This is a genomic window from Thalassospiraceae bacterium LMO-JJ14 (assembly GCA_021555105.2).
Lineage (GTDB): Bacteria > Pseudomonadota > Alphaproteobacteria > Rhodospirillales > Casp-alpha2 > UBA4479.
In genome coordinates, this window is sequence record CP134604.1 from 1,660,635 (window position 1) to 1,679,655 (window position 19,021).

The following is a 19,021-nucleotide window of genomic DNA, read 5'->3' on the forward strand; positions in this document are numbered from 1 at the left end:
TTTATCCGTGTGAGGAATTATTTCCGCCCGCACGCAGCCATTGCTGGAATATCAGGACAGGCCATAGAGAATACTGCCAATTTTGATCGCCGGCGAGATGTTGCTCCCAACGTTTGCGGATCGGCGCCGGGTTCAAGAAACCGTCTTCTTTCATGCGCCGGGGGTCCAGAAGGTCCTCAGCCCAATCGCGCAAGGGACCGCGAAGCCAAGTATGCATTGGCACGCCAAATCCCATCTTAGGGCGATCCGTCAGTTGTTGCGGCACGTGGCGGTGAAGCACTTGCTGCAAAATCCATTTGAGGTTTCCCTTGCGAAAACAAAGCTCCGGTGACAATTGCCACGCGAACTTGATGACGTCCGGGTCCAGGAAGGGAATTCGCGCTTCCAGTCCCGCCGCCATACTTGCCCGGTCGACCTTTACCAGAATATCGTCGGGAAGATAGGTGGCCGAATCGATCGACCGCATATCGGCTAAAGGTTGACCAAGCCGTCGACCGGACCAGTCCCTGTGCAGGGGGCCGAGCGGCTCTCGGCCACCCGGTACCACGGCTTCGACCGGGTCCCAATGAACGAGAGTGCGGCGATAGGCTTCAATAAAGCGGTCTTCCTTCAACAAAGCTGCGGCCTTCAGCAGTCGTTCAGGTGTCAATTTTTGCCCGGCAATCGGCGGGCAGAATCTGGTTAAAGAACGCAGCGAGCTATGCGCGCCTTTCTGCACCATCCAGGCAATGGCGTTTCGCATGAACGTCGGCAGCTGCGATATGGTGCGCTGGTGTTCCAGGGTAATTCGATAGCGGGGGTATCCGCCGAACAACTCGTCCCCTCCGTCCCCTGTCAGGACCACCTTGGCATGCTGTGCTACCAGCGTGCTGATGATGGTGGTGGGGATTTGCGACAGATCGGCAAAGGGTTCGTCATATATTTCCGGAAGTCGGTCGATGACTTGTAATGCGTCATCAGCGCCCACGGTGAGTTCCGTGTGCCGTGTGCCGATATGCGAGGCGATGGCCCGGGCATGATCGGCTTCGTTGAATTCCGGATCGAGGAAGCGAACAGCGAAAGACTGAACGGGTGTGCCCGAAATTCGCTGCATCAATGCCGTGATCAATGATGAATCAATGCCGCCTGAAAGCAGGCTTGCCACGGGAACGTCGGACACCATATGGCGGGCGACAGCCTCCTGGAGAACATTGTCCAGTTCGTCCATTGACGATACGGCATCCATTTTTGGGTGCCGTTGCCCTTCGGTTACAATTTCCTCCTGGCGCCAAAAAGCTTCTTCATGCACGTTCCCGTGGCACGAAATTTCCACAATGTGCCCCTGTCTCATCTTATGAACGTTGCTATAGATGGAATGGGTCCCCGGCACATAATTGTAAGCGATCAGGCCCGCCAGGGCGTCTCGGTCGATCTCTGCCGTAAAGGCCGGATGGCGGTGGAGAGCCTTAAGTTCGGATGCGAAAATCAGCCAGTCGCCGAAGCGCCCCCAATACAGGGGCTTCATGCCTGCATGATCGCGTGCCAGGCTCAAGATGCGGGTTCGGCGGTCCCAGAACGCAAACGCGAACATGCCGGACGCTTTCTCTAGTGCCTTCTTGACCCCCCAACGAGCACACGCTTGAAGTAGAACTTCCGTGTCAGAGTGCCCCCTGAACGTGGCCCCCTGGTTCTCCAGATCCCGACGTAAATCACGGTAGTTGTAAATTTCTGCATTGCAAACAAGGGCATGGCCGCCTTCGGGCGATACCATTGGCTGATGCCCGGCTGACGATAAATCGATAATGGATAAGCGGCGATGTCCGAGGGCCAGTCCGGCTGCGGCGTCGATCCAAATGCCTGTATCGTCCGGGCCGCGGTGTGCAAGTGTCTCTGTCATCGATGCGACAATCCGCCGTAGATCTTCGGCGGAAGTGCTCTGCGACAGATCGATACAACCCGCAATGCCACACATAATCAGCCCAAGCCGTTATTGAGAATACTGTTAAAGAGGCGGACATAGGACTCAACCACCTGTTTTGGCTGATACCTCTCGATAATGGACAAACGGGCCTCCTCTCCCATTCGATTCGACATGTTTTGCGGCATCGTCAATATTTCTTCCAATGCAGCGGAGAGCATCTCGGGCTTTCCCGGCGGCACGACCCTCCCTGTCTCGCCAATTATCCGCGCCGCATCGCCCACGTCGGTTGCAACACAAGGGAGCCCGCAGGCCATGGCTTCGGCGACCACATTGGGGAACCCTTCCCCATAGATGGAAGACAGGCAGAACAGATCGGCGCTGGAATAGACATCGGCCATGTCATTTCTTGATCCAAGAAAGTGAACCCGGCGAGCGACTTCGGGTGGGCACTTAGTAAGATGCTCTGTCGCGGCCGCCTCTACGCCCGCTCCGGCCAACATAACATGAACCGAGTCGTTTTTCGTAAGTACTGGCAGTGCGGCCTTCAAAAAGCCCTGATGGTCCTTCATCGGATGCGCCCGGGCAGCATGGCAGATGACCTTGTCGTCATTTTTGATGCCGAGTTCGGATCGAATGGCATCGCGGGCAGAGGATTTGGGGCTGAAATAATCGGTGTCGATGGAGTTCGGGATGTGTTCCCAGTGTTTGGCGCGATAGCCTGCTTTGCGATGGAAATCTTCACCCGCCCTGGAATTAGAAATGATGGCTGCAGGATAACGCGACAAAAAGCTGTGCGCTTTATTCAAAGGCCACGATGACCAGCGGTGATCATTTGCAAACATGTCTGAGCATCTCAGATTCCAGATTACCCGCCGATAGCCCGCCAGGCGCGAAGACACGGTTCCCAAAAGGTCCGCATGGTGAAGCCAGGTCAGAACGATACCTGGCTGCTTGGTTGCTATAAGCCGGGCCAGACGCGGGATGGCAAAAAGAGATATGGGACCGGGTGACAAATCAAGACATGTCACCTCTATTCCTGCGCGTTTGAATTCTTCATCAAGGTCCCCTCCATTGGTTAAGGAAATAACCGATGAGGTCACGCCTTCTTCTGCTAAACGCGGGATAAGCCTGAGCAAAAAACGTTCAGCCCCCCCACCTTGAAGGCCGGTGATGATGTGCAGCAAGTGAATTTCGCGTCGTTGATTATTCATAGCCCTTCCAGAGTATCAACGGCGAAGCAAAATAAGTACAGGAATAGACGACGAAACCGACGGACCGCGAAAGGTCGGGGCGAGAGCGGCGTGTAGATAAGAAATTCAGCTTGGCGGAAAGGGCATCCTGTGCGGTTTAACCGGCCGCACCAGTACGCTGCAGCAACGTCCACTTGCGCCGGGAGTGGGGAGGATACTTGGGGCCGGGATCGGTAACGCCTTCAATCATCACACTCCAGCCTGGATGTGCATCCTGGAAATCCTGGGCGAAATCCCTGGCCCAGCAGAGATCCATGCGGCCATTATAATCGATGTTGACTGGGGTCTCGGAATAATTTTCGTAGAAAAAGGCGTACTTGCGCGCCGCTTTGTTGATCAATTCATAGGCATCGGGAAGATAGAAGGGGTCGAAGTGGATGAGGACACCTGCCGTGAAAGCAAGATCCCATTGCTTTTCGGGAGTGAAATCGAGGATCGATTTTTGGATGATTTCCGCATACTCGAGCTTTGCGGCCTCCTCGGCGGCATAGGGATTGATTTCCACGCCGGTAAGTTCGATCTCGGGTTTCAGTGTGTGAATGGCGCGGAGCTGACCGCCCCGGTTGCATCCCAATTCAAGCGCACTTGAACAATCGGACGCTGCATCCAATACAGGCTTCCAAATGTCGTGGTAGTATCCTTCTTCCGGGGGTTCGCTTCGTTTGGCGTAGGCTACTCCCTGGACGCCGCTCCAGAAAAATTCCTGGGAATTGCTGTGTCGGCGCTTTTCACTCGGCTGAACTGTACTGTCATTCAATACCACATACCGATCTATGAAGTTGATCAGTTCAGAAAGCTCCTGCCTGAGAGCGAACGTTTCACGGCGTAGGTCTACAATTTCCGCGCGCGCAATTTCCATATGCCGATTCAATTCGGAAACCGCTATCTTGGCGGCATAGCCGGGCAATCGGTTAATCGGTTTGATAAGTCCGGTCCGATTGAGGACATTGAGAATCGCTCCTTTGATCGTCGAATTACTCAATCCAGTCTCCATAATGTATGCCATCACCGGCGGGAATATCCCGTGTGGTCGGCTTGCCTTCGATCCGTGGCAAATGTTTGGGATGTATGCCCAGGCGCTGCTTACCTGGGCGGAGCGTATCGACGTTCACGCCCTCGCGGAGAAGTTCGCCTTGGGCGATGGGCCCGATCGCCTGTATGCCACGCCGGGCATAAGAAGCCAATTCCGCCTCGTCATTCAGGATCACCTTGTCTGCGGTACCAAGCATTTGTTCCGTCAACCGAATCTGGCGGACGAGTTCGTGCAGTTCAGGCACGGTGATGGCAAAGGCATGATCGGGACCGGGCAGCTTGTTGTTAAGGGTAAAGTGCTTCTCGATCACCCGGGCCCCCAAGGCGACTGCTGCGATCGGCGCTGTCGCCGGTTCGCGGCTATGGTCAGACAAGCCGACAGGAAGGTTAAATCTTTGCTGCAGCCAGGGGATAACGCGCAGGTTCAGGCTCGATGCCGGCGCAGGGTACTTGGATGTGCACTGCAGAAGGATGAGGTCGCTCCCCCCCGCGGCAAGGAACGTGTCGACGGCCCAGGCAATGTCGCGTTCGTTGCTGGCGCCGCAGGATAGGAACAAAGGCTTTTTCGAACGGCCTGCCCGTTCCAGCAGGCGTAAATGGGATAGCTCGAACGAGGCGATTTTATGCGCCTCCACATATGGATCGATGGCATCGAAGTCGGCCACCGAAAACGGCGAACTCATGAACTTGATGCCATGGCGTTTGGCGTGCTCCATCAATTCCGGAATCATCTCGTACGGCATGGCGAGATCGGCAAAGATATCGCGGATGTCGTCGTTGATCCCAGCGGCGCTCAGGTAATCGCTGGTGCCGGCATTGGCGACGTAAACAGTCTCCGGGCGATAGGTCTGGAACTTGACTGCGTCGGCACCAGCCTCCGCCGCAGCTTCGATCAGGGTCCGGGCAGCGGCCATGTCGCGTTTTGCTGTGCCCATGCGCCAATTCGAGCCGGCCTCCGCGATGATGAACACTTTTTGCAGGTTGATGGTACCCATGAACTGTTCTCCAATAACCTTCAAATATCAGAGTCGGCAGGCGGAGCCTCGGCGACCACTTCGTAGCGGAGTATAATGTTGCTGCCATCAATGCGAAAGAACGCTGGATAATGGTCATTATCACAAACGCGGATGTGATCCCAAAGCTCTATCAGCGGGCGTCGCGAGTCGAGTTCACTATCTTCCGGCGTACGCCGGCGCCAGTGTGATGCCTCACCTTCCTGGGGGTACAGGACAAGTGTGTTGTCGCGGCACGCAGCAGCAATTTTTGCCAGCAGGCCCGCTGTAACTTCCGTGTCGCGGGTGTAAAGCGTCTTGATGGTGTCCGTCTGGGAAATGGGAAAGCGTTCCTTGAAACACCAGGGGCCGGAATCACAGCCGGGCTCGGCCTTGAACGCTGTAATGGTAATATGATCGAGTCCTTTGAGGACACTCCACTGCAGAGGCGCCCAGCCACGCCCTTGCGGCAGGTCCGTCGAGTGGGTGACAAAAACGCCGTAACGAGGCCTGTTCAGGAATTCTTCGGGGATAAGACGGGCATAAGCGAGGCAGAAGACAAGATCGTCATCTTCCCTAATCTCGCTGTGGTCAAGGATGACGCGCACCTTGTCGCCGGGGAAATTTCCAATCTGCATGTCCGCGCGCTCACCCAATAAGGCGATGTTCAAGGTCCGAGTCATGCGCTTTCTCCTTGCCCTATGAAGTGATGGACGAAGTCCTGAATTGCTTCGCTGGCGGAAGTGCCGGTGGGAACATGAAAATATAATTGGAAAAGTTCCATGCGGCCTTCGCTGATGCCGGGTGGGGTGAAATCCCTCTGGCAGGCCTTCCTGAGCAATTCATCGAATTCCGTGGCCGAACGTGGAAACACGAAATGGGATTGGCAGCGAGGATCGTTCGGATTGATCTGCATTTCCGCTTCAGGCCGATCAGCATCCCCCCATTGCGGACAGACCAGCAGGGCTGGCGACAACAATGCCTCGATTTGGGCCAGCGAGTTGAAACCGGCCACCAGACGCGAACGGGACAGCAGTTCAGGCAAGGGTATGTCGGACTGAAACGTGACATTGGCCGAGATTTTACGCTCGACCATCGCCCGAATTGTATCGCGGTCGTCAGGCGACTTGCATTTTACGACGAACCGCAGCCCGGGGTCGGGGCAGGCCGCGGCGGCATCACAAAAGGCATGCAGAGCTTCAATGAAGTTGCCGGGGGCCAGATAGCTGGGGTCCGCATAACTGAGCAAGGTCAAGGTGTCGCATTCGACCGGTGCCGGTTGCTTGGCGTTGAACCAGGCATCGAATCGCGGGGCACCCGTGACGACGATGCGTTCGTCCGCGCAGACCCCCGCCTTGGCGATGTAATCCTTGGTGGACTGACCGAACACGGCAATGGCGGTATCGGGCACGCTAAAGCCCAGGGACCGGATTTCTTCAATGTTGATGGGGCCATAATAGGGAATGGTTAGGTGCTCCTGGCACACCACCAGGAAAGGGATGCCAAGACGCCGGCAGGCGAGGCGCAGACCTTCCTCTTGCCAGTAGTCAAAGTTCGAACCGATTACAGCGGAAAGTCTGTGGCGGGTCTGGACACGCTCCAGGAAGACTTCGACGAATTCAGCGCTCTTATCCCACGCCGCCAGATGCCGGGGTTGGCGATGCGCAACATAGGAACGCTGGATGCATAGTTCTGGTGGCAGCCACTGCTCCTGTGGCAGTGACAGATAGCCTGAATCGACAACCAGCCAATTGAACTGTGTCGCCAGACGGCGTAGTTGCACGATATCCTTGTCGAACAATAACCGACTGCTGCAGAGAACGTTTGGAACGCCTTGTCTCGTCCCGGTCGCATCCACGGCCAGTGCCGCAATGCGCCCGAGAAAGCGATGCCCGAACAGTGCGTAGGTCAGGCGGGCCAGGGGTTTGAGCAAAATGAGCTGTAGGGCCAGAAGCCGTAACGCAAGCCCAGGTTCCCTGGCGGCTTTCAAGACGTAATAGGGGAGACGTTTAAATTGCATTGATCACTGGCGGTCTTGCCGCTCGGCATCGGCCTGTTCGATGAAATGAGCAGCGAAGCGTTCGATTTCAGCACTGGCACCGCCCTCCGGTAAATGGAAATAACGCGACAGGAACGCCACCCGTTCCTCGGTATTATCCGCTGGCTGCCAATCCGTGGCCGCTAAATCAATCAGCGCCTCCAACTCCTGCGTCGATTTTGGAAAGTCATAAATCTTTCTGCTGACCGGGTCTTGCGCTTTCACCTGCTGATATTCGGCGTCTCCGGCGGTGTCCCCCCAATCTGGAACGACCAGTTGCGCCGGTGAGAGCAACGCTTCAAGCATGGCCAGCGAGTTGAAATTGATGATCAGGCGCGAACGTGCCATCAGATGAAATAATGGGACTTCGTGGTCGAACACACATCCTTCGACGTCGCCAGCCATTGCCTCTACCTGTTGCCGGTCACCGAGGGTTTTGCATTTCACCACGAAGCGCACATTCGCACCACGATGCTTGGCGGCGGCAGCGCAGAAGCAGCGCAGGGTCTCTTCGAAGTTCTTCGGACCGAAATATTCGGGCTCGGTGTACGTGACCAGGGTGATGGTGTCCTGCTCCTCCTGCTTGGCCTCGGGGCGCTGCCAGGCATCCAGGCGGGGAGCGCCGGTTACCCAGACCTGATCGCTTCGACAGGCACCGCTTTCAACCATCATGTCACGCATGAGCGGGCCAAACACCGCGACACCTGCGCCGTCGAAGACAAATCGTGCTGCTTGCAGCTCGTGGATGTTGAACGAATAGTAATAGGGGATCGTCACGTGTTCCTGGGAAAGAGTCAGAAAAGGGACGCCGGATCTTCTGCTATAGCGGCGGTAGAGTTCCTCTTCCCAGTAATCGATGTTGGCTGCGGCAATGGCGGCCAAACCCCAGCGTTTCTCGAACTGTGCCATCAATTCATTGGCCAGCGCGTCGCCTTTTTCCAGTGCTTCGGCGTGCTCGGGGCCGATACGGCTGAGATAGTTGCGTTGTTCGCACAACTCCTTGGGCAGCCACAGCAATTGGCAGCGGGCAATATAGTCGGAATGAAGAATGACCCAGTTGAAACGGCTCGTTAAGCGGCGCAGCTCTACAAGGTCCTTTTCAAAAAGGACACGGCTGGAGCAAAAGATGGTCGGCCGGTCGGACTGCCAGCCGTCGTCGTCTACAAGGCGCATCAGAATGGCGGCAAGAAATTCGGCGCCACCGGAGGAAAGGGCTTTCCGGCATACTTTCGGATCATTGATCACCGCTTCCGGGCGGAATCGCCAGGTCAGTCGCACCGGCAACAGCTGAAACAATGATCGTATGATGCTGCGTGGCACGTATCCGAGGAGGGTCGGGATAAGCCGGTGCGGTCGGGTAACGAGGCGATAGAGAATCCAACCTAAAGTCAGCGAGTGTTCTCGCTGAGCAGCATGGCGGCGGTTGGAGGCATGCATACGCAATTCCCGATAAAAGGATATGGGATTACGGAAATGTTCTATTTTTTGCCTTTGTTTGCAAGCATGTTGACCCAGCAGCACCTGTATTGATACCTTGAAAAAGCACAATTGGAGTCTGATCCCCGACAATGACCGATAGACTTCGCGTCGTTTGTTTAATTCCCGCCATGCGGGCAGGCGGTGCAGAAAGGGTGATGGCCGGATTGTGCAATGCCCTTGCGTCCGCAGGCGACGAAGTAACCTTGATAACCCTTGCGCCAGAAGCGGAAATGCCTTTTTTTCCGCTCGCCCCTGAAGTCCGTCTTATGCCGCTTGACCGGCTGAACAAGGACACGGGTTTGTCACGCCTGTGTTCTTTGGCAGGCCGTCTGTTCGACCTGCGCAAAGCTGTTCGCACCGCTGAGCCTGATGTGGTGTTGTCGTTCCTTGACACCATGAACATAACGGCCGTTCTGGTTACGCGCTTTCTTGGCGTTCCTGTTGTTGTGTCCGAACGCATCGATCCAGGCGCTTACCTTCACCGCATCGGCAGGTTTAAATCCGCCTTGCGCCGGTTAACCTATCCATGGGCCGACAGGCTTGTCGTACAGACGGCGAGGGCCGGGAATTTTTTCACCTGGATGGCGCCATCCAGATTGACGGTTCTGCCAAACCCGGTGCCGCAGCCCGAGTTGACAGCGGCCCCGGATCGTCCCGATACCAACGGCCATTTTCGTATCGTCGCCGTCGGCAGGCTGGACGATCAAAAGGGCTTCGATCTGTTGATTGAGGCTTTTGCCCTAATCGCCGGCGACTATCCGGACTGGGATCTCCGCATTATCGGCGAAGGCGATGAGCGCGCCGCTCTACAGCAACGCATCGGCAGCGCCGGCCTGTCTGATCGGGTGGGACTGCCCGGAGTCACGAAGGACATCGGGGCTGAATATGGCGGGGCCAACCTGATGGTCCTGTCCTCTCGCTACGAGGGGTTTCCCAATGTACTTGCCGAAGCCATGGCTGCCGGCCTGCCGGCGGTTGCCTTCCGGGGCGTCAGCGGGGTCGACGAGTTGATCGTGCACGGCGAATGCGGCTGGCTGGCGGACGAAATGAATGCGCCTGGTCTGGCTGCCGCCATGGCGCGGCTGACGGACTCCCCCGACCTGCGCCGCCGCCTGGGGGCTGCGGCCATGCAGCGTGTGGCAACGCTGTCCCCGGAAGAAATCTTCGGACGCTGGCGCATGCTGCTGTTGCAGGTGGCTTCGCAAGGCCGAAACAATTGATCGCTTGTAGTCCGAAATAAAGTGGGCATGACCACTTTGGCGGAAGCACAGGGAACGGCCGCGCAAACACGCCAATCCCGAGTCCCCTCATTTTTAGTGGACATTGACTTCTGAGCAGGGCTTTTCATACTCGGACAGCCTTTCCAAGGGGAGGGTAAGTCCGGAAATCCAGATGACCAATAGCCTGAGGGATGGCTTAAATCCAGGGATTTTGCTGCCAGCCTGGCATTATATCGACTGGGGATCAGAGGAACGCTTTTTTGGAAAATGATAGTCCGATGAAGACCGATGAGCCCAAGTCATTGGCGGCGAGGCTTCTGGGGATCGTCCGATCTGTCCGGGTGTTTTTGAAACCGAGGACACGTGTACGGGACGCCTTCAAATTCATCCGTCGCTGGATAATTCGTTACGGGGACCCTCTCTTCGTATTGGTCTACGATAAGAAGGCCCGTCGTTTCGAGCCGTATCCATTGCTGTGCGCAATAAATCGAACGGTGTTGATGGCAAAGGCCAGGGTGCTGCTGCGGCTTTTCCCACAGCCCCGTCAGCCGAAGGGCCTTGCGGTATTCTCGTTCTGGGCAAGCCCGTTCGCCTTCGCGCAGATTCTGCCGACACTCCTGATCCTCCGAAGAAACGGCTGGGCAACGGTCTTGCTTGATGAAATGGGGCTTCCGTTGGAGCCGTCAGGGATTGCGGAATTCGATTCCCTGCACGGTTGTTTTGTTCATGGTCGGACGCCAGCGACCGAACGTCTTGAACACGAATGGATTGTCGATTGGGACGCACGGTCGATCCGTGTAGATGGGCTGGAGGTTTATACGCAGATCTGGGAGAGGTTATCCAAACAGTTTATGCGCCATACCTTCCCAGAGAACATCCGCGAAACCGGTGAATTCAGGAATTCATTGCAGGGGAACATTGCTGAAGCCGACGCCGCACTGACGGTCGCGGAAAAACTACTGGATATAAAACATCGTACAGGATTGCCTGTGCGGATTCTCGGAATAGGATTTAATTTCAATACAACCGGGATCATTTTTCAGTTCGTTCTGCAGAAATGTGCCGGAGAAGATTTACATTTTGCCGGATTCAGCGACGCCCAACAAAACTACTTCGATCGTGGACGGGCACGTGAAGTAACGGCGTTCGCACTGGAGAACATGTCTCTCCATCGTAACCTCCGCATGCCTTTTCTGCCGGTCCCGGAAAAATTCGAAGCCTGGCTTGGCCGTCAGGCCGACGGCGCGGGAATCCCCGAGAAAGTGCGGCGCTGGGTCGAGGCCGACCGGACCAGTATCGTCGGCCCATCGAAATCGGAAATCGATACGCGCCCGGCCGGCGCACGCGAGGCAATCGAACGCATCAAGGCCCACAGGGCCGGCGGCGGCAGGGTTTATTGCCTCATCGGCAAGATCGTCTACGACATCGCAATGCCCAGGGATACCGGGCCTGCGCATGCCGACATGGTCGACTGGCTGAACCATACGATCGAAACGGTCGCGGGTACGGATATCCTGCTGTTGATCAAGCCTCATCCCAGCGAGGCGCGCGTCGATTTTGCCGGCGTACCTAACGAATTTTTTCTGGATCTCGTCCGTTCGCCGCTGCCACCCAATGTTCAGACCCTTGGCCATCATTGGCTCAATAATTTCGAGCTGGCCGGGTTGATCGATTTGGGCCTCGTGTGGGCCGGCACCTCGATCCTCGAGTTCGGAGTCCTCGGCGTTCCTGTGATCGCCGGCAGCGATTGGGCGCGCCGGGACTTTCCGGTCGACACTGAAATACCGAGCGACCGGGCAGACTATGAAACCCGATTGCTCGATGTTGGCCCCCGTACGGTTTCGCCTGGCCATCGCCTGCGGTGTGCAAGGGTGTTGGAATACAATGCATCGCCAGAAATCTCGCTGCCGATGAAGCATGCCTGGTACTTGTTCTCGAACGCGCGCAGTACCGGCCCCCGTCTTCGGTTGTTGAGAAGTTTGCTGGCCGTCCTTCGCCGTGACAGCGGTCCCTGGCAGGGGGCAAGAAAAGCTGTTGCGCCGCATCGCCTCGGTTGATGACCGGCCTGTCCAGGCAATCGATATGTTGATCGGGGTTTTCGCCTAGATGCGGAGAGCGAAAGTATCTCGGGCTACGCGCAAAGGTTATCTATATCACCGGAATATCCGAACGCCTGCATGAAACCCTCGAGGCATTCCGTGACCTGAGCGCATTCCTCGGCGCTCAGAAGGATGCGGTTGGGATCCAGCGGGCTGCGGTCGACACCGTGCATGATATTGAAGCCGCTGTCCCCTTTCCACGGCCGGCCGAAGAAGGTCGGTTCGCTCAGGCAATCGTGCCAGTCGATGCCCAGATCGCTTGTGGCCGGTTTCAACGTCTTCGTGGAATCATGCAGCAGATCTTCGAAGCGGATGACGGCAACCTTCACGTCCTTTTCGGTGCGAAGCTGTTTCAGGCATTCATACATGCGATTGATCTGGGCGGTTTCCTCAAGGATCCGCATCGGTGAAAACTGGAATCGGTGGGGTTGCTTGCGGCGCAGGTTGACCAGAGAGCTGATGGAATAGAAAGGATGGCGAACGATGAACAGGATGCGTAAGTCATCGAAAATCCGGCTGGCAGCGCGCGCCGTTGTGCCGTAGTCGGTCGTCTTCCAGACAACCGGCCGTGGGCGGTCTTCTTCTTCAAGGGTAAGCCGCATGGCGTCGAACCATGCCAGAAATAGGGCGCGGAGATCGGCCGGCGCTTTGCAGCGCAGATGATCGAAGTGGTTGATGAAGGCCGGTTCGTCCCATGCGACATCGACCGTTTCACGGTTGACCATCGAGTCATTGAACAGATGCTCGTTGCGTAAAACCGGCAGCAACTGGCGTTCGAACATGGCGTCGACCACCGCAGCGGTCGGTGCTTCGGCCAGAAAACGTTCAAAATGCCGGGCCTCCGCTGGGCCAAGGCTCTCAAGGAATTCAAAGAACCAGACCTCAAGGCCAGGATTAAAAAAATCCGGGTGGCGATCGAACAGACGATAAATTAGATGCGTGCCGCTGCGGCGAGCGCCGCTCAGAAATAGAGGGGGGCGCCGTTGTGGATCGGAATCCCATTCCCTCACTGGATGCGTCCCCGGTTGAGTGATGCAAGCTGCACCATGCGTTTGAAGCCGGGACACATATCCTGCAGTTCGATGAAACCGGCGAACCCGATGATCTTGCCGTTCTCCATATAAAGAACCTTGTCGCAATTCTGTATGGTACTCAGCCGGTGGGCGATGATGATAACCGTTTTATCGCCGCTGACCGCCTCGATCATATTGCTTAACCGGTATTCCATTTCGGCGTCCAGTGCCGAGGTGACTTCGTCGAGTATCAGGACGTCCGGGTCACGATATAAAGCACGCGCCACGGCGACCCGCTGCGCCTGGCCGCCCGAAATATTCTCGCCGCCGTCGCTCAAAACGGTTTGTTCTTTTTCCGGCAGCGAATTGACGAAATCCTCGGCCTGGGCCAGGTGAAGGGCACGTTTGGCGGCTGCGAGGTCAATGCTTTCGCGGGGCAGTCCGAGGGCGATATTGGCTGCAATCGTATCGCGCATCAGAAACGGTCCCTGTGGCACGAACCCTACCTTTGCATGCCATGAAGGCATGATGTCTTCGAGCGGGTGCCCGTTGATCAGTATTTGCCCCTGTTGCGGTTTGAGGAAGCCGAGAATGATGTCGGCCAGGGTGCTTTTCCCCGCGCCCGAGGCACCGACGATCCCGATGGATTCGCCGGCATGTATGTCCAGGGATATGTGATCGAGGATCGTCTGGTTGGTTCGCGGATAGGTGTAGGAGACATCTTCGAGCCGGACCAGGGGCATGTCGGGCGTGGCCGGCTTCGGCAATGGCGGCGGCGGAACGTCTTTACCCTCCGAAGGTTTGAATATGTTGCCCAGCGAATGGGCTGCATCGTCTTCTAGGTATTCCGCCTTGCCGGTGATGTCGCGGTAAACAATCTCAGCTGCCGGGCCGTTCATCCGCAGCGTTTGTAATGAGGTAAGAATGCGCCCCAGGGATGGCAAAAGGCGAATCAGGACCAGCGCCATCAATCCGAAAAACGCCAAGGCCTGGGACGAGGGAACGGACAAGACGACCGTTGTCGCGATCGCCATCGCGGCCAGTGAAAAAATGATTTCCAAATAGGTGCGCGGCAGCTGGTCGAAAAAAGTCCGGCGAACATTAAGCTTGCCGAGCTCACGATTGAAATGTGTGAAGCGATCGGTCAATCCACTCGCACGACCAAGCACACGTACTTCCTTCAGGGCGCCGAAAATTTGATAAATGCTGGCGTTCGTTTCCCTGGAGAGTTCGATGTAACGGCTTCCTAATTTTGTGACCCGGTCGCGCGCCCAATAATAGAAGGCCGCGCTGACACCGGTGAACGAAATCAATCCGATCAGCAGGATGATCGGATTGATCGCCGCGAGGCCGAACAAAATAGCCGATACGGTGAATACTTCCGAGGCGATGGTCATTGACGGGGTGATAAAGCCCCGGAATGCGGCTGAGCTGGTTCCTATTACATTGGTGACGAGTTCGGAGACGGTTCGGATCAAAAAGAACTCGTAAGGTGCATGGATGTATTTTCTCAGCAGCTTTTCACTGACCAGAAGTTCAGCCGTAACGATGAATCGCGTCTGCCACCGGACGATAAGAACCATCGCAACATTGCGTAGGATAATCAGGCCGAAGACCAGGAATATAAGCACAAGGATGAATTGTTCGACCGAACTGACGTTGAGCAGGTTGTACAGAAAAAGAAGATACGGCGTTTCCCGAAAGGATTCCTGCTCCACCATGACGTGAACAAGCGGGAACGCCATGGCCATGCCGGCAATTTCAATCAGGTTGGAAATGATCATCAGAACGAACGCTACGGGGATGCGGCGCCGGGTTTTGGTGTCGAGAATTTCGTATAAATTCCGCAACCTTTTGATAATCATGATGCCTGGCCTGTCGTTCTGTTCTCGGATTTGGCCATGTTTGCCAGCCCTGTTTTGTCAATCAACCATTCCATTTGATTGCGGTAGGATGAGACAATTTCCGGCGTGACGGTTCTTAGTCCGCCGAAGAAATGATGTGGCAAAACATCAAACGAAGATTCCAGAAGATTCCTTAAGTAAGCCAAAACAGCTTCATCGCTCGGACCCGGTTCGCTGGCCGCCTTGGTGATCATGGCGGCGATCTCGCCTATATCGTGGCAATGATGGCATCCGGGAACAACGGTGCCAAGCGGGGTGGGCCCTAGGAACAGGGCCTTGCGGCCCGCCAGGACCGCCTCCATTCCCGCCGTCCCGGTTACGACCACCGTTAACTGCGCGCCGTCGATGAGGGTGTGCAGTGGGACATCCGGCGCCACCAGGCGGACCCCCGGGCAGGCGCGCAATTTTCGGTAAAAGCCGCGGGGGCGCCGGCCCAGCATCGGTATATGCTCTTTAACGACGATCTCCCATCCGGTGGGAACTGCTTTCGCAAGCGTTCGGATAAGGGCTATCTGATCGGTGTAGTTGGGGGCTGCGACGATCGACCCGGCTTCAGGGTCGACTTGAAGCGGAAAAAACACATAAGGCTGCGACGGGGACGGCAGCGCGTCGCACCAGAGCTGGCGCAAGCGGTAAAGTATGTGGGCGAAGGACCACCGCCGCAGTTCCCATGTCAGACGGGCGCCAGGGTAGGGGTAGGAAGGAACATCGGGCGGGCGGCGGATGAGGGTCCACCAGGCCAGGGCTGCGAGGTCGATCAGCGGCGGCAGCGAGAAGGTCACGCGGGTATTGAATGCGGAATAGCCGGGCGGTTGCGGTTTTGCCCTATAGCTTTCAAGTACGCGGTGGGCTTCGTCGTCATTATCGCTTGCGCCGAATAATGGGCAGGCCCCGGCCGCATCGGAAAAGAACATGAAACGGTGGCCAAAACGGGCCGAGGCGAACGTCAGGAAAGGAACGGACATTTCCTCTGCCAACAACGCCGCGGCCAGGCTCGCCGCATCTTCGGGTAAGTACGTGAGCACCAGATCGGGCTTCTCACGCTCGAAAATATCACGAAGCCATTGCAACTGCTTTTGGGCAAAACCCTTTGCTGCGTCTTCCGTGCCGCAGGCCCGGCTGATAGGCGTTTCGGGAATGACACCGCCGGTCGCGTGCCGGCTTCCCACATGGCGGTCGCCGCGTATGACACGTTCGACCATCGCTTCGGAAGGCCATTCTGCTGGGCCTGTCGATTGTGACCCGAGCCAGGCTTGTTCCTGATCCGGCAGGTATTCGATCGCCGAGTAGTGCAGTTCGTTATCGGAGCGGAGCCGGCCCATCACGGTTTGGTCGCGAACGACGATGACGCAGACCTCCAGGTGTTCCGTCCGTTCTCCGAGCGCGGACAGAATCATGCGCGGCCATTCGCAAAACTCTACATAGAAGAGCGCCAGAACCTTCATGCTTTGCCAACCTCATTCCACCGCGAGCGGAGGAAATTCAGGTTATCGAAAACCTTGTGAAAGGCATCCGCCACGTCGCTCAGGTCTTGCTCGGTCATGCCAGGGCGCATCCATTCATGAATGATCATACTGTTGTCCTGGATGTCCTCGGTTATCGGGCAGGTGCCGGGCGCATAGCTCGGGCGTTCCGCCTCGGGGATCGTCGTGAATGGAAATCCCGCGCCGCCGATGGCGATCTGTCGTTGGAACAAAGGCATGTAATACAGGGGCTTTATGTAACCTGCACGGATCAATGGGCCTTCGCCTTCACGCAATTCAGTCACCGGCAATTCCGCGCGCAGGGCCGCAACCACCGCTTCGCGTGGGACGCCCGCCAGCGCTGCGTCGAACAGCAGGGCATGAAGGTAATAGGAATGCTCGGTTTCCGCTGGGCACGGCGCCGGTTTCAGGCCCGGCAGGCCTGTCAGCATGGATTCCAGCCTGGTTACGTTGTCGCGGCGTTCCGAAACCAGCCGTTCTGCCTTCGCCAGTTGCACCCGCCCCAGGGCGGCTTCAATTTCACCAAGGCGGAAATTGAATCCGACCATGTTGGAAAGGTCGGACACGCCCTTGCCTTCGACCACGGCCTCGGCGTGGTTGCGGATCAACTGCAGACGTTCGGCCAGAACGGGATCGTTGGTTACGACCACGCCGCCTTCACCCGTGTGGACGTGTTTGTGGTAATTGAGGCTGAAAACCCCGAGATGCCCCAGCGTACCGACCGGTTTGCCGTTCAGTCGTGCGAAAGGGGCCTGGGCGCAATCTTCGATGACCATCAGATTATGGCGATCGGCGATGTCCATCAGCGCATCCATGTCGGCTGGACACCCGAACAAGTGGACGACGAGGATGGCCTTGGTGCGCGAGGTGATTGCGGCTTCGACGCTGGCAGGACAGAGCGTGAATCGTTCGCGTTCGATGTCGGCGAAACGCGGTACGGCGCCATAGATCAGCGGTGCGGTGGCTGAAGCGCACATCGAATAGGGCGATACGATGATTTCGTCGCCGGGTTCGAGCCCACACGCCCCAACCGCCGCCTGTAGACCCGATGTGGCCGAATTGACAGAAACGGCGAAGCGCGCTTCGTAAGCCGTGGCCCATTCTTCTTCGAACGCCTGGACTTCAGGTCCGCCATAGAAGTCCGGGTGCCAGCTTCCAAGGAAGCGGGAAAGTATACCGCTTGTCAGCACCCGCTCGGCGGCAAGCCGTTCTTCCTCGCCATAGGTTGCATGGCGAGGGAACGGCTGAGAACGCGTTGGTGAGCCGCCGAATAGGGCCAAGGTCATTTCTCAAACATCCACCAGGTCATGTTGCCGATTCCTGTTGCCGGCTTCCAGAAGAAGCCATAGTCGACAAGCCGTAAAGAGGGAAATTGCTCCATCCAACAGCGGCCGTAATCATTGCGAAACAACAGGCCTTCCTCGCCCTGGTAGGGAAGTTCCTCCGCTTCGGGGGCAAAATATTCACAGCAAAGAATGAAGCGTTTGGCCACGCGATGTATTTCCACCATGGCATCGTCCAGATCGGACGGTGGAACGTGAATGAGTACCCCGCAAGTGAACGCCAGATCGACGGCTTCGTCGGCGAGCGGGAGGGTTGTCGCCGAGCCGTCATGGATTTGCCCTGCCGGCAGTACGCCATCCGCGACGAGAATTTTTCTTGCCTCGGCACTGGGCTCAACCGCCGTCAGTGTCGCGGTTGTTAGCGACTTGAGAGCGCGTAAGTTCAGACCGATATTGGAACCGACTTCCAAGATCGAGTTCAGCTCGGGCACGCAAGATAGAATCCTTTGCCACATATGTTGACGGTCCTGGATTTTTTGCGGTGTTGCCGAGTTACGTGCGATGTAATTGTTGCCAAAATTGCCACGCCAAACGTTGAGCAGATCTTGCTGCTTCTCCGCTTGGCCTTGCCGTTGGCTGAAGTAAAATTTCATCAGCTCCATGTCTTCCGGCTCGTCAAGATCGACGGCGCGTTCGGCCGGCATGTAATGACCTTTCAAGGTCGGGCCGTAGAGTGTCTGGTGAATGCGAAAGGACGGCACCCAAAGGGCGTAGCTGGTTCCGTTGCTGAACCAGAGCGGACCGATTTCCTGCGACTGGCGGCTAACTATATCCGGAAACATCGGTTCAAGGCGGCCATCCGGTGTCACTTGTAGCGCTTGATGCGCCTGACGGTCGGCCTGGGAAACGCCCATCGAGAACTCGCAGACGCCGGGCTCGATGAGTCCGACTGTTTCCTTGATATCATCGGCCGTGCGCAGTGCGGCTGTGGCATAGAGGCAGCAGAGGACTTCCCAGTCGTCTCTCCCGGCGGCCTTTTCCTGATCGAGGAAATCCAACAACATCGGCGCCGTCGCCACTTCGTCGGTGGCCATTTCAGGGCGCCGTTGCACCGGCACGGCGCCATATGCGGCGGCAATTTCCAGAATAGCCGGATCATCGGATGAAACGGCCACCCGTTCGAAGAGCCCCGAATCAAGAGCGGCCTGAATGGTGTAGGAGATAATCGGGTGACCGAAAAACTCTATCCGGTTCTTGCCTGGAAACCGCTTGGACCCTCCTCTGGCGGGAATGACCGCGACGCTTTTGAAACGTGACATCTGAGTGA

Annotated in this window: 14 protein-coding genes; 2 read left to right on the plus strand and 12 right to left on the minus strand. The window is 56.9% G+C overall.

Going from position 1 to position 19,021, the window contains the following annotated elements; translation table 11 throughout:
- Position 1 precedes the first annotated feature (1 nt).
- From asnB to L2D14_08020, 7 genes are all read right to left on the minus strand, one after another.
- The gene (gene asnB / locus L2D14_07990) at positions 2-1,951 is read right to left on the minus strand and encodes an asparagine synthase (glutamine-hydrolyzing) (protein ID WNK01361.1); all 1,950 of its coding nucleotides are present in this window, start codon (positions 1,949-1,951) and stop codon (positions 2-4) included.
- A 2-nt stretch (positions 1,952-1,953) separates the two neighbouring features.
- Complete coding sequence (locus L2D14_07995) at positions 1,954-3,111, minus strand: glycosyltransferase (protein ID WNK01362.1); 1,158 nt, start codon at positions 3,109-3,111, stop codon at positions 1,954-1,956.
- A 136-nt stretch (positions 3,112-3,247) separates the two neighbouring features.
- Positions 3,248-4,132, minus strand: a complete 885-nt coding sequence (locus tag L2D14_08000; protein ID WNK01363.1) for a hypothetical protein — start codon at positions 4,130-4,132, stop codon at positions 3,248-3,250.
- Positions 4,125-5,177 carry an N-acetylneuraminate synthase family protein gene (locus tag L2D14_08005; protein ID WNK01364.1) on the minus strand — a complete coding sequence of 351 codons (1,053 nt, stop codon included), beginning with the start codon at positions 5,175-5,177 and terminating at the stop codon, positions 4,125-4,127. Before L2D14_08005 ends, L2D14_08000 begins: the two co-directional genes overlap by 8 nt.
- A 20-nt stretch (positions 5,178-5,197) precedes the next feature.
- Complete coding sequence (locus tag L2D14_08010) at positions 5,198-5,857, minus strand: formyltransferase family protein (GenBank protein WNK01365.1); 660 nt, start codon at positions 5,855-5,857, stop codon at positions 5,198-5,200.
- Positions 5,854-7,194, minus strand: coding sequence for a hypothetical protein (locus tag L2D14_08015; GenBank protein WNK01366.1), 1,341 nt, complete (start codon positions 7,192-7,194; stop codon positions 5,854-5,856). Before L2D14_08015 ends, L2D14_08010 begins: the two co-directional genes overlap by 4 nt.
- Positions 7,195-7,197: 3 nt before the next feature.
- Positions 7,198-8,649: a hypothetical protein gene (locus tag L2D14_08020; GenBank protein ID WNK01367.1), complete on the minus strand. Its 1,452-nt coding sequence runs from the start codon at positions 8,647-8,649 to the stop codon at positions 7,198-7,200.
- A 131-nt stretch (positions 8,650-8,780) separates the two neighbouring features.
- Here L2D14_08020 and L2D14_08025 point away from each other — a divergent pair, with 131 nt between their 5' ends.
- Both L2D14_08025 and L2D14_08030 read left to right on the plus strand, forming a co-directional pair.
- The gene (locus L2D14_08025; GenBank protein WNK01368.1) at positions 8,781-9,911 is read left to right on the plus strand and encodes a glycosyltransferase family 4 protein; all 1,131 of its coding nucleotides are present in this window, start codon (positions 8,781-8,783) and stop codon (positions 9,909-9,911) included.
- A gap of 278 nt (positions 9,912-10,189) precedes the next feature.
- Positions 10,190-11,968, plus strand: coding sequence for a hypothetical protein (locus L2D14_08030; protein ID WNK01369.1), 1,779 nt, complete (start codon positions 10,190-10,192; stop codon positions 11,966-11,968).
- Positions 11,969-12,042: 74 nt separating this feature from the next.
- On the opposite strand, the gene L2D14_08035 is transcribed toward L2D14_08030, so the two are convergent.
- From L2D14_08035 to L2D14_08055, 5 genes are read right to left on the minus strand one after another with little or no spacing between them, the layout of a single operon-like run.
- Positions 12,043-13,020 carry a sulfotransferase gene (locus L2D14_08035; protein WNK01370.1) on the minus strand — a complete coding sequence of 326 codons (978 nt, stop codon included), beginning with the start codon at positions 13,018-13,020 and terminating at the stop codon, positions 12,043-12,045.
- Positions 13,017-14,888, minus strand: coding sequence for an ABC transporter ATP-binding protein (locus L2D14_08040; GenBank protein ID WNK01371.1), 1,872 nt, complete (start codon positions 14,886-14,888; stop codon positions 13,017-13,019). Before L2D14_08040 ends, L2D14_08035 begins: the two co-directional genes overlap by 4 nt.
- Entirely contained in the window at positions 14,885-16,372 is a 1,488-nt protein-coding gene (locus tag L2D14_08045) for a hypothetical protein (protein WNK01372.1), read from the minus strand. Before L2D14_08045 ends, L2D14_08040 begins: the two co-directional genes overlap by 4 nt.
- Positions 16,369-17,697: a DegT/DnrJ/EryC1/StrS family aminotransferase gene (locus L2D14_08050; GenBank protein WNK01373.1), complete on the minus strand. Its 1,329-nt coding sequence runs from the start codon at positions 17,695-17,697 to the stop codon at positions 16,369-16,371. The genes L2D14_08045 and L2D14_08050 overlap by 4 nt, the downstream gene beginning before the upstream one ends.
- On the minus strand, positions 17,694-19,013 hold the full coding sequence (locus L2D14_08055) for a methyltransferase domain-containing protein (protein ID WNK01374.1): 1,320 nt from the start codon (positions 19,011-19,013) through the stop codon (positions 17,694-17,696). The genes L2D14_08050 and L2D14_08055 overlap by 4 nt, the downstream gene beginning before the upstream one ends.
- Positions 19,014-19,021: the final 8 nt, after the last annotated feature.

Excerpts from the sequence above, each read along its gene's own strand:
- L2D14_08010 (WNK01365.1), bottom strand. The coding sequence starts at position 5,857 with ATGACTCGGACCTTGAACATCGCCTTATTGGGTGAGCGCGCGGACATG.
- L2D14_08055 (WNK01374.1), bottom strand. The coding sequence starts at position 19,013 with ATGTCACGTTTCAAAAGCGTCGCGGTCATTCCCGCCAGAGGAGGGTCC.
- L2D14_07995 (WNK01362.1), bottom strand. The coding sequence starts at position 3,111 with ATGAATAATCAACGACGCGAAATTCACTTGCTGCACATCATCACCGGC.
- L2D14_08040 (WNK01371.1), bottom strand. The coding sequence starts at position 14,888 with ATGATTATCAAAAGGTTGCGGAATTTATACGAAATTCTCGACACCAAA.
- L2D14_08025 (WNK01368.1), top strand. The coding sequence starts at position 8,781 with ATGACCGATAGACTTCGCGTCGTTTGTTTAATTCCCGCCATGCGGGCA.
- L2D14_08005 (WNK01364.1), bottom strand. The coding sequence starts at position 5,177 with ATGGGTACCATCAACCTGCAAAAAGTGTTCATCATCGCGGAGGCCGGC.
- L2D14_08050 (WNK01373.1), bottom strand. The coding sequence starts at position 17,697 with ATGACCTTGGCCCTATTCGGCGGCTCACCAACGCGTTCTCAGCCGTTC.
- L2D14_08045 (WNK01372.1), bottom strand. The coding sequence starts at position 16,372 with ATGAAGGTTCTGGCGCTCTTCTATGTAGAGTTTTGCGAATGGCCGCGC.
- L2D14_08030 (WNK01369.1), top strand. The coding sequence starts at position 10,190 with ATGAAGACCGATGAGCCCAAGTCATTGGCGGCGAGGCTTCTGGGGATC.
- L2D14_08015 (WNK01366.1), bottom strand. The coding sequence starts at position 7,194 with ATGCAATTTAAACGTCTCCCCTATTACGTCTTGAAAGCCGCCAGGGAA.
- asnB (WNK01361.1), bottom strand. The coding sequence starts at position 1,951 with ATGTGTGGCATTGCGGGTTGTATCGATCTGTCGCAGAGCACTTCCGCC.
- L2D14_08020 (WNK01367.1), bottom strand. The coding sequence starts at position 8,649 with ATGCATGCCTCCAACCGCCGCCATGCTGCTCAGCGAGAACACTCGCTG.